The 14,984-nt window shown below is 46.6% G+C and carries 14 protein-coding genes; 3 read left to right on the top strand and 11 right to left on the bottom strand.

Annotated elements, in window-relative coordinates; genetic code table 11:
- Positions 1-11 precede the first annotated feature (11 nt).
- From L2703_RS00550 to L2703_RS00540, 3 genes are all read left to right on the top strand, one after another.
- On the top strand, positions 12-605 hold the full coding sequence (locus L2703_RS00550; protein ID WP_248969204.1) for an FMN-dependent NADH-azoreductase: 594 nt from the start codon (positions 12-14) through the stop codon (positions 603-605).
- A 682-nt stretch (positions 606-1,287) separates the two neighbouring features.
- Positions 1,288-1,899, top strand: coding sequence for an SCO family protein (locus L2703_RS00545; protein ID WP_248969203.1), 612 nt, complete (start codon positions 1,288-1,290; stop codon positions 1,897-1,899).
- A gap of 7 nt (positions 1,900-1,906) precedes the next feature.
- Positions 1,907-3,409, top strand: coding sequence for a methyl-accepting chemotaxis protein (locus tag L2703_RS00540; RefSeq protein ID WP_248969202.1), 1,503 nt, complete (start codon positions 1,907-1,909; stop codon positions 3,407-3,409).
- 63 nt (positions 3,410-3,472) lie between these two features.
- Here L2703_RS00540 and L2703_RS00535 read toward each other — a convergent pair whose 3' ends face one another.
- The 11 genes from L2703_RS00535 to L2703_RS00485 form a co-directional block, all read right to left on the bottom strand.
- Positions 3,473-4,231 (bottom strand): hypothetical protein, encoded by a 759-nt coding sequence (locus L2703_RS00535; RefSeq protein ID WP_248969201.1) that lies wholly within the window; start codon positions 4,229-4,231, stop codon positions 3,473-3,475.
- Between the two features lie 30 nt (positions 4,232-4,261).
- Entirely contained in the window at positions 4,262-5,488 is a 1,227-nt protein-coding gene (locus L2703_RS00530) for a beta-ketoacyl-ACP synthase (RefSeq protein ID WP_248969200.1), read from the bottom strand.
- Positions 5,485-6,210: a 3-ketoacyl-ACP reductase FabG2 gene (locus L2703_RS00525; protein ID WP_248969199.1), complete on the bottom strand. Its 726-nt coding sequence runs from the start codon at positions 6,208-6,210 to the stop codon at positions 5,485-5,487. The genes L2703_RS00530 and L2703_RS00525 overlap by 4 nt, the downstream gene beginning before the upstream one ends.
- 29 nt (positions 6,211-6,239) lie before the next feature.
- Positions 6,240-6,740 carry a hotdog family protein gene (locus L2703_RS00520; RefSeq protein WP_248969198.1) on the bottom strand — a complete coding sequence of 167 codons (501 nt, stop codon included), beginning with the start codon at positions 6,738-6,740 and terminating at the stop codon, positions 6,240-6,242.
- Positions 6,741-6,744: 4 nt separating this feature from the next.
- Positions 6,745-7,947, bottom strand: coding sequence for a beta-ketoacyl-[acyl-carrier-protein] synthase family protein (locus L2703_RS00515; protein WP_248969197.1), 1,203 nt, complete (start codon positions 7,945-7,947; stop codon positions 6,745-6,747).
- 26 nt (positions 7,948-7,973) lie between these two features.
- Positions 7,974-8,474 (bottom strand): DUF3261 domain-containing protein, encoded by a 501-nt coding sequence (locus L2703_RS00510; protein WP_238104595.1) that lies wholly within the window; start codon positions 8,472-8,474, stop codon positions 7,974-7,976.
- Positions 8,475-8,562: 88 nt separating this feature from the next.
- A complete protein-coding gene (locus L2703_RS00505) occupies positions 8,563-9,825 on the bottom strand; it encodes an NAD(P)/FAD-dependent oxidoreductase (RefSeq protein WP_238104593.1) in 1,263 nt (420 codons plus the stop codon).
- Positions 9,826-12,225 (bottom strand): MMPL family transporter, encoded by a 2,400-nt coding sequence (locus L2703_RS00500; RefSeq protein WP_248969196.1) that lies wholly within the window; start codon positions 12,223-12,225, stop codon positions 9,826-9,828.
- Positions 12,225-12,989, bottom strand: coding sequence for an outer membrane lipoprotein carrier protein LolA (locus L2703_RS00495; RefSeq protein WP_248969195.1), 765 nt, complete (start codon positions 12,987-12,989; stop codon positions 12,225-12,227). The genes L2703_RS00500 and L2703_RS00495 overlap by 1 nt, the downstream gene beginning before the upstream one ends.
- A complete protein-coding gene (locus L2703_RS00490) occupies positions 12,989-13,420 on the bottom strand; it encodes an acyl-CoA thioesterase (RefSeq protein WP_248969194.1) in 432 nt (143 codons plus the stop codon). The genes L2703_RS00495 and L2703_RS00490 overlap by 1 nt, the downstream gene beginning before the upstream one ends.
- Positions 13,421-14,980: an HAL/PAL/TAL family ammonia-lyase gene (locus L2703_RS00485; protein WP_248969193.1), complete on the bottom strand. Its 1,560-nt coding sequence runs from the start codon at positions 14,978-14,980 to the stop codon at positions 13,421-13,423. It abuts the gene before it with no gap.
- Between the last annotated feature and the right edge of the window lie 4 nt (positions 14,981-14,984).

Below are 14,984 nucleotides of genomic sequence, written 5' to 3'. Positions count from 1 at the left end.
GTGAATCGGCAATGAAAAAAGTACTAATGTTAAAATCGAGCATTTTAGGTGAATACTCACAATCTTCTGCACTGATTGATTATGCTAAGCAGCAGTGGAGCAAGCAAGGTGTTGAGATAACAACGCGCGACTTAGGCCGTGATCCTGTGCCCATGTTAGATGGCGAAATTGCTGCCGGTTTACGTGGCGGCGATAATTTATCAGAGCGTCAACAAGCAGCTTTGGCATTGTCGGATGAATTAGTGGCAGAAATTAAAGCGCACGACACCATTGTGATAGCTGCGCCTATGTATAACTTTAGCATCCCGACGACCTTAAAAAGCTGGATTGACTTTATTGCTCGTGCTGGGGTGACATTTACCTATACAGATACTGGGCCTGTGGGATTAATTGAAGGTAAACGAGCCATTATTGTGACCACTCGAGGCGGTGCTCACAAAGGGGGCTCTACTGATCATGTGGTGCCTTACTTAACGACCGTTTTGGGCTTTATTGGAATTACACAGGTTGACACTGTATATGCAGAAGCGCTGAATATGGGACCGGATGCCGCGGCGGCGGGTATTGATCTTGCTAAACAGGCAATTGATGCGATTGCGTTATAATACCATTGCGCGTGAGTAAATGATCTCTTCGGGAGAATTTAAAAGGGCTTAAACAAGGCGAATGACTGAATAAATAGTTGTTCTCATTCGAAGTCATGCAGCCCTTTTAACACTCGCCAAAAAGGAATGCCCCAGCCGCTTTTACTCTGCGCTTTCGCTATTGAAAGGGCTATATAGTGACGCCTTAATCAACAACCGCTGGACGCATTTACAGTGGTCACTTATTAATCAACCTCAGCTCTGGATAACAAACGCCTTTCAAGCAGTCCTTTGCCTTCCTCACTGCGTTGAATTAACTTGCAATAGGCTAGCTATTGACACGTTAATTCGCCTTGTTAGCAAAACAAATCACAAGCTTGACAGTGGATTTTAGTCAATCTATTGATTTATATCGTTATCAATACATCTCTTATCCAGAGTTGAGGTTAATCTGCAATGGTATCACTCTCCCAAACTGTGTAAATAAATGCCCAAACCGCCAAGTTTGGGCGTTTGTTATTAATAGCATGAAACCCTACCTCTTGCGGTGATCAAATGTATTTTTGTATCGTATTACCGTGTCTGTTTACATTTCGGTGGTTTTTATGGCCGCTTTATGTATAAATAATTGGCAATAACCTAATCATGTCTATAATGATATTGTTCAATACTTTGGTAATAAAACAGTTTAAGGTGTTAACCCATGCAGTTGAAAACAGTGGTTATCGCATCTGTACTCATCGGTATTTGCCTTGGCATTGTGCCCATGTTGATGGTGTTAAACCAATGGGCTCATAACAAAGATGCTTACGGCATCGATATAAATGACCAGCGGCAATTACGTTTTACTTGGCAAGATGTTGAGCAACAGTCACACCAGTTTCCTGCGTCCGCGGGGCAATATACTTACTTATTTTTGGGATTTTTATCGTGCTCTGAAATATGCCCGATACGTGTCCAACAAATGATTCAATTGGAGCAACACATACAGCAGGATGCTTTGTTAACTGGAACTGAGGTGCAATTTATGTTTGTGACAATTGACCCCCAAAACGACACTCCAGCAGTGCGGAAAAGTGTAGTTGATGATCGATCGCCTCGCTTTGTGAGTGCATCATTATCAGATGATGAGTTACAGCGCCTCGATCGGCAATTATCTGAAAATATCAATCAAGAACTCCGTAGCATCAATCATGTCGGTAAACTATTTTTAGTGTCACCAGAGGGGCAAGTCGCACGAATATATACCGCGAAGCACCTCTCAACACAAAAAATGCAGATTGAACTTAAGCACATTATGTCATCAGAGAGTTAGGCCTATTATGAATAGTAATCAAACCACAACGCTGTTAAAAAAGCATGATTCGTACATATACAAAATTTTAATGTTGCAGGCGCCGCTGCTATTTATCAGTGGCTTTTTTGGTGCGCAAATGCAGATGTTTAGCACTATCGCGGCAATCATCATATTAGTATTAGTGCAGTTAAGTTACAGCTTGTTAAAAGGTACAGAATTATTTGCCATAGTGGGTGCGGTTATCATGATGACCGTATCGGCATTGTTGATTCAAAGCCAAATGGGCATGATTGAAATGCACTTTCATATTTTTGCCTCAATGGGTGTGTTTTTGATTTATTTGCGTTGGCAACCATTAATGGCTGCGTTGCTTACCGTTGCCGCGCATCATATTGTTTTAACGTATATTCAGTTGCAAGGTGTCAGCTTATTTGACACACAGGTAATGATTTTTGCGGGTGAATGTAACTGGATGATCATGTTTATCCATGCGCTATTTGCTGCTGCAGAAACCTTTATTCTTATTCGGATCAGTTTATTTATGCGTACAGATGCAGTGGCAAATCAGCGTATAGCTGGAGCCATTGAAACTATATCTGCCAATAAAGACTTGTCTGTTCGTTTACCGTCGGCTGATACGCCAGCAGAAATGTCGTTTAATGTCATGCTTGAGGAGTTGTCTCAGCTGTTTCACGACTACCGTGATATTGCCGCTAAAATGGCTAATACCTCAGATAACTTAATGGGCTTAAGTGACAAAGCCCAGCATTCTGTTGAGCTGCAAACGCATCAGGCTCATGTGATTGCCGATACCACACAAACAGTTATTGAGCAGTTTCAGCAAATGGCTCACGACAGTCAGTTATCTGCAGAGCAAGCTAAGGACGCGGCGAGCTCTAGTGTGAGCGATCGTCAAAGTGCGCTGAGCATCATGAAAGACATGCAACTGCTTGAAACCAATACCACAGAGGTGACCGAGTCGTTAACCGAACTGACCAAAGATGTCGGCGCAATCACTTCATTGCTACAAGCTATTCGCAGTATTTCAGAGCAAACCAATTTACTGGCGCTTAATGCTGCAATTGAAGCGGCACGAGCAGGTGAAAGTGGTCGCGGGTTTGCGGTTGTTGCTGATGAGGTCAGGGCGCTTGCGCAACGGACTAGCCATTCAACCGATGAGATTGAGAAGGTGCTAAGCCGATTAAATACTAGCATGCTAAAAACGGTCGACTCGATGGACCAAGGTAAAAAGCGCACTTCTGAAAACGTGCAACACACCAGTAATATAGCCAAGGGTTTAGAGCAGCGCGCAGCGCAAATTGGCCAGGTATCAACCTTAAGTAATAATGTAGCCAGTGGCACACAAGAGCAAGCCGATAAGCTCAATCAGATTGGTGCAGAGATTTTAGAGAATGCCCGAGCAGTTGTCTTGTTATCTGAGCAAGTGCAGAAACTGGCGGTTGGCGCTGTAGAAATGAAGCGTATTACTGAAGATTATCAAGCCAAGGCTTCAGCTTATAACGTGTAGTGAGCTTGGTAATATAAAAACAGATGTGAGTATTAACTCACATCTGTTTTTTTTATCAGTTTTTTAAAAATAGGTTTTTAAGTACTTTTTGGCGTAGCTGCGCAGTTTTTTATTGGCTGCGTTGTTCGCCATATCTTCAATGACAGCGTTAAACTTATCATTACCTGAGCTTGCTAGGGCTTTGGCTAGCCAGGCATAGGTATCAATGGCTAAACGGCTGTCGTCAAGCAGGCGAGGCTGAGTAAGTTGCTCGCTGAGCTGAGTTAGCATCACCTCACTATATTCACGCTCATGCATGATCCGCTTAGCGGCGATGCGGATTAATATCAGGTCGTTACTGCTTAGGGCATTGCTGTACGCATTTAACCGTGGCGGTAAATCGGCATGGGTGGGCGTGTGCAGTATGGGGTTCCAAATGGCGTATTGGCCAATATTGGTGATGCCCTCGTTAGCATATTTACGTAATTTTTTATGGTAATCACCCTCAACGATTTGGGTTAATGTAGCGCGATATTTCTCATTGCCAGAATAGCCTAAACCTTTCGCAAGCCAGGATGAATAATCGATAGCGTGTTTGTCTGTCGCACTGGCTAAACTCCGTTTAAGTGATGCTTCTATTGCATCATATACGGCAATATCTTGCGGCCCTGAAATAATTAAGGTCTCAATGGCTTGTATTTGTTGGGCGTGGTTGTCGCCTTGAAATACAGTTAGGTATTGCGGCTCTTGTACTACGGATTCTTGAGCGCTGACTAATGAGCTTAGTAACCCAACTGCAATCAGTAATCCACTGATTGCCACGCTTATTACATTCTTTATCATGCAATGTCCTTTTATCATGTGAGTGTCGTGTTAATTCCAGCGTTTAAAAATCAGTGAGGTATTGATGCCGCCAAAGGCAAAGTTATTGCTCATGACGTATTGCGTTTCAAGCTGGCGAATATCGCCTTTAATGTAATCAAGCTCACCGCATTCTGGGTCGACTTCATTAAGGTTTAGTGTGGGAGCAAACCAGCCTTCATTCATCATTTGGATACTGGTCCATGCTTCGAGTGAGCCACAGGCACCAAGTGTGTGGCCGGTATAGCTTTTGAGTGATGAAATTGGTGTACTGGCACCAAATACTGCTTGAGTGGCTGTGGTTTCGGCAATGTCACCGCGATCTGTCGCTGTTCCATGCGCGCTAATGTAGCCAATGTCTTGTGGCGACAGCTTGGCATCTTTTAACGCTAAGCGGATAGCTACTTCCATTGTCTCTGCATTAGGTTGGGTAACATGTTGGCCGTCTGAGTTGGTGCCAAAGCCAACAAGCTCTGCATAGATTGTTGCTCCGCGTGCCTGAGCGTGTTCTAACTCTTCTAGTATTAACGTACAGGCACCCTCGCCAATAACCAAACCGTCGCGCTGTTTGTCAAACGGTCTTGGGGTTTGCTCTGGGGTGTCATTTGTGGTGCTGGTGGCAAATAAGGTATCAAATACCACCGCTTCCGTTGGGCACAACTCTTCACCGCCACCTGCTAACATAATAGTTTGCATACCGTATTTAATGGCTTCGTAGGCATAACCTATGCCCTGGCTGGCTGAGGTGCAAGCACTGCTTGTGGTATGAATTCGGCCTTGTAAACCAAAAAATACCCCTATATTAACCGCGGTGGTGTGGGCCATCATTCTGATATAGCTGGTGGCGGTGAGTCCCGACATTTCGCCGGTTTTGAGCATGTCACCAAAACCCATAATCGGATCAGTACTGCCGGTTGATGAGCCATAGGCCACCCCAACTTGGCCAGAGCTTAGCACTGGGTCATTTAACAGCCCGGCATCTTCTAGTGCCAGCTCGCTTGCGCGAGTTGCCATCAGTGACACGCGACCCATAGAGCGGATTTTTTTACGCGAGTAATGTGATGGTATTGCAAAATCTCGTACGGGGGCGGCCAGGCGAGTATTTAAGTCTGGATAGCGGTCCCATTCATCCATGCGAATAACACAATTATGCTTGGCTAATAAACTGGCTTTAACCTGTTGCCAGTCGTGTCCCAATGCTGACACTCCGCCCATTCCTGTAATGACTACGCGCTTCATATCATGCCTCCATTGACCGAGATCACTTGGCGGGTGATGTAGGCGGCATCATCAGACAATAAAAAGTTCGCAAGGCCGGCAATTTCATTGGGTTTGCCCATGCGTTTCATGGGGACCATTTGGTTAACTAAATCGGTGGGGAAATCACTCACCATGTCGGTTTCGATTAAGCCTGGGGCAATGCAATTAACGGTAATTTTGCGTTTGGCTAACTCAAGTGACAATGCTTTTGTTGCACCAATAATACCTGCTTTAGAAGCACTGTAATTGACCTGGCCGCGATTACCGGCAATACCCGAAACCGATGCGAGGGTAATAATCCGCCCGCCCTTACGTGCCTGTACCATTGGCATAATGGTTGGGTGGATCACATTGTAAAAGCCGTCTAAATTCGTGTGGATAACACTATCCCATTCGTTTTCGGTCATGGCAGGAAAGGCGGTGTCGCGATTGATGCCGGCATTTAAAATCACCCCGTAATATGCACCATGCTCGGCAATATCAGCTTCAATGGCCTGCTTTACTGCAGCGCGGTCGCCAATATCAAATTGTAATAAAGTCACATTAACCCCAAGGGCGCTAAGTGTTTGCTGCACTTCGGTCGCGGCACTATGATTGCTGTGAAAATGCAGCGCAATATCAAAGCCGTTTTCGGCTAATTTTATGGCAATGGCTTTGCCTATTCCCCGGCTTGAGCCGGTAATTAATACTCTGTTAGTCACAAGTCTCTCCATGATGTGCTGTTTTATTATTATGGGTTGCTAGGGCCTGTTTGGGTATCGTTGATATACGCCTGGGTGTCTTGTGGTTGAAACACATTAACGTTTGCAGACGCGACTATTTGGCCTTGGTGAAATATTTGGCAATCAAACACTGCTAAACCGGATGGTTCTTGATAAAGGCGGCTTACCTTGGTGTGATAGGTTTGCCCGAGCACAAAGTGGTCTATGTGCATGTGTAATTTACGGCTGCCTAATAAAAAACCAACGCGTATTTTGTCACCCATTAACTTGGCTTCCACACCCGCTAAGGCGGCAATGCTCTGCGCCATATATTCGATGCCGACATAATTAGGCACGCCCTTGATAATACTGTCAAAGTAAGCGCTTGATTCACTAATGTGGATAGCCGTAAGCAAGGTGTCGGGGTGGTGCTCTAGAAGGTTATCAATCAAAATCATGGGCGCACGATGTGGCACAAATTCGCTGATATCTTGAGCGAGTAAAGTTGCGTCAGCTATTGGGAACGACATGGCTTTAGGCATCCTTTTTACAAAAAATAACGCTGGCGTTGCTGCCACCAAAGGCAAATGAATTACTCATAATGTAGCTGAGTGAGCTGGCTGGCTGTGAAACGTTGGCGCTCACTAAGGGAATGCTTGGATCATTATGGTCTGCATGTCCATCCCATATATGTGGCGGTAACTGTGCAAGCTGATTGTGTTGGCTAAGCAACAAGTAACAAAATGCCGCTTCAATGGCGCCAGCAGCGCCCAATGTGTGGCCTGTTAGGGGTTTGGTCGAGCTACACGCTGGCAGTGTTTGGCCAAAAACAGCTGTGATGGCGCGCGACTCCATGGCATCGTTTTTTGGGGTGGCAGTACCGTGTAAATTAACATAATCAATTTGCGCCGGCTGAATATTCGCGGCAGTTAAAGCTGCTTGCATGGCGGCAATCGCGCCTAAGCCCTCAGGGTGCGGCGCTGAAATATGATGGGCGTCGGCAGATTCACCAACGCCGGCGAGCATGACGTCGCTTTGGCCTAGGGTTAAAGTAAATAGTGCAGCGCCTTCACCAATATTAATGCCGTCGCGATGTAGACTAAATGGATTGCAACGCGCTTTAGCAACGGATTCAAGCGAGTGAAACCCATTTACGGTAAGTTGGCATAAACTGTCTACACCACCCACAATGACCATGTCACAGAGGTTTGCTTGCAGTAATCGTTGCGCACTGGCAAACACTTTGGCACTGGATGAGCACGCGGTTGATACTGTGTAACAAGGGCCGCAAAGTTCAAATAACTGCTTGAGGTAGTCGCTAGTGCTGCCCAGTTCTTGCTGTGAATAATGATAACTTGGTGGAAAATTCCCATGCTCGAGTTGGTATGCTAATGCCGCTTCACCTTTGGAAATACCCGAGGTACTGGTGCCTAACACGACGCCTATTCGGTCTGCGCCATACTGTGCTTTAGCTTGGTTCACTGCCTGTGCGATTTGCATTGCTGCGGTATGGAGTAACTGATTATTTCGACAAGCAAACAGCTGTAAATGCACGGGAATATCAAGCAGGCTGTCATCGTTTACGCTACCCACAATGGTTGGGCCGCTAAACAACAAATCATCACGGTATTGCATGGCGCTGGTGTCGCCATTCACTAAGCGCTGCAGTACGGTTTCAGGCGTGTTGCCTAATGGCGTGCAAAGTCCGATATGGGTGATTGCGATTCGGTTATTCATATTCTGTGCTCAGTCTGTGTCATTGGTTACTCGAGTGGCGTGATGTGCAACAAAATGTCGGCTGACTTTATCGTGACGCTAATCTTTGCTTGCCACGGGTTGAGCTCACTATAGTTAATACTGATTTGTTCGCCATTGGCATCGATTAACTGTTTACATAAGGCATTTTCGCATGGAGTAACCCGTAGTTGAGCACCAGTGAGGTGCTGATTTATTTGCTCCGTTGGCCAGTAGATAAGCTGCATAATGGCCATTAAATACTCGGCATTAAATGTATCGCCTAACAAGCGGCTTTGCTCACTTTGTAAAGTGTGGCCATCGTACACCAGAGTAAATAATGCCTGCCCTAATGGCGCGAGCCCCACTAAGGTCATGCGCTGTGTGGTGAGCTCTAATTGAGTCAGTAACTCGTGGTCATCTTGGCCGTGGCGCATAGTGATCATTTGGCTCAGGCTGATCTCATTATGGGTATGCAGTGCATTGATTGTTGGGGCAAGGCAATACTGAGCCTGACTACTGATTGCCATACAACTTTGCCGTGTCAATTGGTGACTACAGCTGGCCAATGTGCCCAGCAAAAACAGTACGCCAATCACTTTGATAACATGAGCACCCTTAAGCAACGTCTAACTCCCTGCATAGCTCAACAATAGTATTGAGGCGACGCTCAGACTCTTTCACAAAAGGATTGTGGGTGTCCCATGCGTAGCCTGCCAAAATAGAGCAAATCATTTGCTTAATATTATTGCTCGCTTGCTGATAAAAAATCACATCTTGAAAACGGCCGTCATACCAAGCTTGAACATAGGTTCTAAAGGTATTAACCCCCAGCATTAACGGCTGGGCGTAGTCGGCTTGCCAATCGACGACTTCGCCTTTGAGTTGTTTATTAAGACTTGCACACGCCATGGCAGCCGACTGCATAGCAATTGTGACACCAGATGAAAATACCGGATCAAGAAATTCACCCGCGTTACCCAACAAAGCAAACTTGTTGGTGGCAAGCGTGGTGACATTGGCCGAATACCCCTGTAGCGTTTGGCAAGGTTGAACGACTTTAGCATGAGCAAGTAAACGCTTTAAATCTGGCTCCTGGGCAATAATGTCCAGTAGTTGTTGCTCTAGGCTACCAGTTAAATGCGCTAATAAATGCGGCTCGCCGACCACCCCAATAGAGCAGCGGTTATTGCTAAACGGGATGAGCCAATACCAAATGTCTTTATGTTCTGGGTGAACGCTAATTAAAATTTTATTGCGGTCAAACTCACTGTCACAGATGTTGTCTTCAATATGGGTAAAAATGGCGCTGCGTGACGGTAAGCTTGATGGCCGCTCAAGGTTTAATAATCGGGGTAATACCCGCCCAAAGCCACTGGCATCGACAATAAACTTGGCATTGATTTGATAGGGCTGGCCTTGCTCGTTAGTTACTTGTAACGTGGGTTCGGCACTGATATCGACAGAATCAACCTGATGCCCAAAACGAATGTCGACGCCTTGACTGATGGCCGTATCGGCTAGCAATTTATCAAATTGGCCACGCTGAACTTGAAACGTGGTGCCCGGGCCTGGGGTAAATTTATCGGTAAAGTCGAACGTGGTGTAACGGCCTTGATGGCGGAATGCGGCGCCATTTTTAAACTGAAAACCAGCCTGATTAACCGCATCTAACATGCCGGCTTGCTCAATAAATTGCATGCAACATGGCAATAAACTCTCGCCAATAGAAAAGCGCGGGAACTGCTGTTTTTCAACGACCACCACCTTATGACCTTGCTGACGCAATAGGCTGGCGGCAATCGCGCCAGACGGGCCGGCACCAATAATGGCTACATCAACGTCCATGTGGCTAACTATGCTTGTTTGACTGCTTAACATTTACAGTGACTTCCTTGTAAAAAATGAGATAAATGGCGCTAATACAAAAGCAAAGCTAATGCCAATTAAAAGCGTCAGGCCGAAAAAGTGAATCGCATGGGTTTGGCTCAGTGCAAGTAAACCAAAGGCCAATAAGGTTGAACAGGCCGACATAAAGATGGCCATCATTACCCCATTACTGGTGTGTTTGGCCTCGGCAAAAAATAAGCTGTAATCAATGCCAATACCCAGCACTAAAATGAAGGCCAAAGCATGAAACAAGCTAATGCTTGAGCCAACTAAACCTAAACAAGCCAGCGTGAGTAACACCGCAAGCGCTGGCACGGCAACAATGGCAAGTGCCAGTTTAATGCCATATTTAACGCTAAAAGCAATGCTGGCAAGGGCAAATACCCACATTAACAGTTGAAAGGTTAGCTGGCGATACTGGCCCATTAGTGTGGATATGTCGCCTACTTTATCTATCACTGTTACTTGCCCCACAGGCCAATTTTGGTGCGAGAGTCGCTGGGTTAACGACGGCAGAGAATGAATGCCGCCCAGTAACACAATAGCGCCATACTGTGGTGTGCTGTCATCGCTTGCAACATCACCCAACCACAAGGCTGTTAAGTCATCATTGGCGTGCTTAAGCACTGTTTGAGGTGTCAGCCATGCTGTCGAAGCTTGGCTTAACTCGGCCTGTAAACTTGGTTTTATGCTGTCATCTAGACCCATTTGCTCAATGATTTCAGCTAAGTGTTGTTGATAAAGCTGTTGCTGTAGTTGGTAGTGATGTTGCTGGCGCGTCATGCTGGGCATAAAGCGGCTAAGGCTAAGCGTTTGGGCGATTTCATTGTTTGCGATAGCGGCATCTAATACGGGGGTTAGCTGCTCAAGTGTGTGCAGTAAGTCTTGCTCATTAGCGCTACTGACTAAAATAAATTGATTATCTGTGCCGCCGCTGAGTAATTGTCTTAGCAGGTTTTCTTCGCTGGTTATTGCCTCAGGGCTTTGCTGCAACTGCCTAATATCATCGTTAGAGGTGATTTGCGATAACCCCAAAAGCAGCATCACTAGCACAGCAACCGGCAGTAGCATCAGTGCGACTTTTTTGGCTGCGTGAGAGGGAGAAAATAAGCGATGTAGCCAGCGTAAATAAGCCTGGGCAACCCCCAACCCTCTAGTGTGTGTTAACGGGTGATTACCCAAAAGCGGAAACACCAACAGCAAAGTGAGATACGCACCAATTAACCCCGCCGCGCAAAATACCGCAACTTGTTGCATCCCCGGGAACGGCGTAAAACCAATGGCGATAAATGCACTAGCGCTGGTGGCTAGTGCAAGTGTTAACGCCGGAAAAATACGTTTGATGGTGTCGCTGGCATTGTCTGTCGGGTGGGCTTGTTTTTCGCAATAAAAATGAAAGCTGTAATCGATGGCCACACCTATTAAACTGGTGCCAAACACCAGAGTCAGTAAATGCAGTTCACCAAATAGGCTTAGGGTGGCGACAAAAGCAAATACCACTCCAGTGGTTAAGGTGAGGGTTGCTGCCACCAAGGGCATAACAGAGCGAAACGCCAACCACACCAGCAATACAATGCCTAGCATTGAGATTAAACCGATTTTACTGATTTCTTGTTTAGCCGACTCAGTTGCAGCAATAGCATGAAACAGTGCCCCAGCCTTAAGAAACTGGATTTGTGGGTGCTGTTGGTTTACCTGGCTAAACGCGGTTTGTAGTGCAAGCATTTGCTGTTGCTGTGCAGTAGGGCTAAACGCACTGTCGCGGCCTTTTGCCATGACGATAGCAGCCACACCATGGTCTGTGTCGGTGAGTAAAACCCCCTGCTTGCGACGAAGTTTGCTATTAGGCGATAGTGCCAACAAGTTTGCAGGAAATAACAACAGCGGGTCGCTCGCGAGCAGTTGGCTGTTAGCAAAACCAAAGGCGCTATATAACTGGTTTTGTGCCGCACTCAATAGTTCATGCCAGTTATCTGTTTCTAGCGCGCGTGCTTGTTCCTGAGTCAGTAAACTAAAGCGATGTTCAAAATACACTTTGGCTAACTGTGTTATTTGGTTGTCGGCGCCACTTCTAATGACGCTAAATGGCTGTTGTGGCTGGTGTTGTAATGATGCCATGAATTGCTGAGCGGCATCGACGGCCTGATTGTCGTTCTCTGCCAATAGGGCGATATACACCTGGTTTGCAAGCCGTTGCTCAACGGTATTTAATGCGGTTTCGGTGAGTTTATCTTGTTGTAAATGTGGCAGCATGGCCAAAATGTCAGTTTGGATCCGCGCGCCTTGTTGCCATTGCCACACGCCGCCAATTAACATGGCCAGCAGCAATATAAGCCACAGTGCAAAGCGGCTTGTAGTTGAGGTCAATACATTAAGCGGGCCGCGGGGCATTACTGGGCTAGCTCACGGTTAAGGCTAAATAATGCCAGTTCGCTGTCACTCAACGGGCCTTGTTCTGTGTCGGTAAATTGTATGTAGGTGTAGTCGCTAATATTGGCTTGCTGCTGGGTCATCACTAATGTACGAATGTGTGTGTCACCACTGAGGGTAATGTTACCCATAGCGGCATGCACTTGTGGGTCTTTTGCCTGTAAGCCGAGTTGCCACAGCGGGCCAGTTTTTTCTGTTGGCATAAATAAGGCAAAGTCAGTGCTGAGTGCGTTTATATCGCCGGCCATGATTGCTTGCAGTAAACGCGGTAGTTGCTGTGCGATGGGGTTGTTGCTAGCTGCGGCGCTAAGTTGCTGCACTTTTCCCTGACTGTTTTGCTGAATTAACTGCTGATCTTTAAGCACCATTAAGCTGTTAAAAGGCTTATGTTGTTGCCAAACCAACCCCTGTGAAGGACTGAAAATAAACCGCCCCTGGCTTTGTAACGGTTTTTTGAGTACCGCCAGATGACGTTGCTGTATGAATTGTCCGCGAGTATCGGCCTGTAAATGTAATTGCTGCGCTAATGCCTCAAGCGCTGACGAGCTAGCCGGTTGTTGGTACAAGCTGTTAATTTGTGCCCATTGAGTCTCTGTCAGTTGCGCCGTATTAGGTTGAGCATCGCCTGACATCGATGTCGGGTTTGCGCTCACCAAGGCGGTGTGTGTACTCAAGTACAGCACAACACTGGCTAATATGAGTTGTAGCCGCTTTATTGCTTGCATTAGCTTTGGCTCTTATCTAATAACGGGCGAATTTTTTGCTGAAACACTTCTGGCGTCACAAAGCATAACTCCTGAGTGGCAATCTCTACCGCGGCTTGAATGGTATAGCCTTTCGTAATGCGCGCATTGGTTTTGGCATCGACAATTTGGTAGTTAATTCGCAAACGGTTTTCCCATTCAACAATGGCTGCTATTACTTTGACTTTTTGATCAAAGGTGCAGCTTTTAACATATTTAATTTGCACATCGACAATCGGCCAGGCATAGCCTGATTCCAGCATGGTGCGATAGTTATAACCGAGTTTATCGAGCAGCAGGCAGCGCACGACTTCAAAGTAGCGCAGGTAATTACCGTGCCAAGTAATGCCCATTGAATCGACATCGTGAAACGGGATCACCATTTCCATTTCGGTACGCAGTAACCCTTTCATTTAGCACACCTCCCATTGACCGAGCTGAATTTTTTCAACGGTTTGACGCAGTACAGATTCTAAAGGACGGTCTTCGGTGAGCAGCTCACAATCTTGGCTTACCTGCTCAAGGGTTTTAGCCAGCGATGGGGTTAATGACTGCGGGTCTAACTCTTGTTGTATCACCCGCAGTTGGATCCCCTGGCTCATGGCTATCAAGGCTGCTGCTGCCACTTGTTCTGTGAGTTGTAGCACACGCATGCAATCGCGCGCGGCAATGGTGCCCATGCTGACTTTGTCTTGGTTATGACACTCAGTTGAGCGTGAAAACACACTGGCAGGCATGGTGTTTTTTAAGGCTTCTGCGGTCCAAGCCGACACACCAATTTGTACCGCTTTAAAGCCGTGGTTAATGGCACGTCGCTCGCCAGTGGCAGCAGATAAATTAGCCGGCAAACCATTATTAAATTTGGGGTCCATTACCAGTGCCATTTGGCGATCGATTAAGTCGGCGATATTGGCCACAGCATTTTTCATTGCATCCATGGCAAAGGCAATATGCCCACCATAAAAGTGGCCACCGTGCAGTATGTGTTCGCCTTCGCCATCCACAATCGGGTTATCGTTGGCGCTGTTGAGCTCGGTTTCAATAAACTGGCGCATAAACGGCAGTGCATCTTGCAACACCCCAATAATATGCGGCGCACAGCGAATGGAGTAACGGTCTTGTAGGCGGTCTGAGTTACGCGGGTGGGTGTGGTGGTTTAAGTCTTCGCGGATCCAGCTGGCAATTTGGTTTTGCCCCGGGTGAGGTTTGGCGGCAAACAAAATATCGTCAAAATGGTTGGAGTTACCTTTAAGGGTTAACGATGCCATTGCGGTGATTCGACTGGCTAAACGGCTTAGGTATTGCGATCTGTCATAGGCTAAACACGCAAGTGCGGTCATCACGGCTGTGCCGTTCATTAATGCCAGGCCTTCTTTAGGGCGCAACCTCAGGGGTACTATGCCAAGTTGTAAATATACATCTTTAGTGGCTTGGCGTTTACCTTGATACATCACTTCGCGCTCGCCCACTAACACCGCGGCAAGGTAAGACAGAGGGGTTAAATCGCCACTGGCACCAACCGAGCCTTCCTGGGGAATGATAGGCGTGATGTTATTGTTTAATAACCATTCAATACGTTGCAATAGTTGATAGCTCACGCCAGACTTACCCACTGCCAATGAGTTTAGGCGGCAGGCCATAATGGCGCGTGACTCCATTGGACTAAAAATATCACCTAGGCCACAACCATGAAAACGGGTTAAATGCAGCGGTAACTCGTGGACTAAATCTAGGCTGACATTGACGGTGCATGAGTCACCATAGCCTGTGGTCACGCCATACACTACGCCTTCTTCGTGCAATAAACTGTCAATAAAGCGAGCGCCTTTTTGAATATATTCAACGTAGTCAGCGGTGTCTTTCAGTTTAACTTGGGCGCCTTTGGCTACCGCAACCACTTGCTCTAGGCTGAGGTACTGTTGACCAAAATGCACGATGTTAGTGAAAGTGTCTGCTGAAGATGTGTGGCTCATGAGA

The organism is Shewanella basaltis, assembly GCF_023283885.1.
Classification (GTDB): domain Bacteria; phylum Pseudomonadota; class Gammaproteobacteria; order Enterobacterales; family Shewanellaceae; genus Shewanella; species Shewanella basaltis.
This window is presented reverse-complemented; position numbering and strand designations above follow the sequence as displayed.

What these genes read in the sequence shown, in the direction of transcription:
- L2703_RS00505 (WP_238104593.1), bottom strand. Translation starts at nt 9,825, where the DNA reads ATGTTAAGCAGTCAAACAAGCATAGTTAGCCACATGGACGTTGATGTA.
- L2703_RS00540 (WP_248969202.1), top strand. Translation starts at nt 1,907, where the DNA reads ATGAATAGTAATCAAACCACAACGCTGTTAAAAAAGCATGATTCGTAC.
- L2703_RS00535 (WP_248969201.1), bottom strand. Translation starts at nt 4,231, where the DNA reads ATGATAAAGAATGTAATAAGCGTGGCAATCAGTGGATTACTGATTGCA.
- L2703_RS00530 (WP_248969200.1), bottom strand. Translation starts at nt 5,488, where the DNA reads ATGAAGCGCGTAGTCATTACAGGAATGGGCGGAGTGTCAGCATTGGGA.
- L2703_RS00495 (WP_248969195.1), bottom strand. Translation starts at nt 12,989, where the DNA reads ATGCAAGCAATAAAGCGGCTACAACTCATATTAGCCAGTGTTGTGCTG.
- L2703_RS00545 (WP_248969203.1), top strand. Translation starts at nt 1,288, where the DNA reads ATGCAGTTGAAAACAGTGGTTATCGCATCTGTACTCATCGGTATTTGC.
- L2703_RS00490 (WP_248969194.1), bottom strand. Translation starts at nt 13,420, where the DNA reads ATGAAAGGGTTACTGCGTACCGAAATGGAAATGGTGATCCCGTTTCAC.
- L2703_RS00520 (WP_248969198.1), bottom strand. Translation starts at nt 6,740, where the DNA reads ATGTCGTTCCCAATAGCTGACGCAACTTTACTCGCTCAAGATATCAGC.
- L2703_RS00510 (WP_238104595.1), bottom strand. Translation starts at nt 8,474, where the DNA reads ATGGCAATCAGTAGTCAGGCTCAGTATTGCCTTGCCCCAACAATCAAT.
- L2703_RS00515 (WP_248969197.1), bottom strand. Translation starts at nt 7,947, where the DNA reads ATGAATAACCGAATCGCAATCACCCATATCGGACTTTGCACGCCATTA.
- L2703_RS00500 (WP_248969196.1), bottom strand. Translation starts at nt 12,225, where the DNA reads ATGCCCCGCGGCCCGCTTAATGTATTGACCTCAACTACAAGCCGCTTT.
- L2703_RS00485 (WP_248969193.1), bottom strand. Translation starts at nt 14,980, where the DNA reads ATGAGCCACACATCTTCAGCAGACACTTTCACTAACATCGTGCATTTT.
- L2703_RS00550 (WP_248969204.1), top strand. Translation starts at nt 12, where the DNA reads ATGAAAAAAGTACTAATGTTAAAATCGAGCATTTTAGGTGAATACTCA.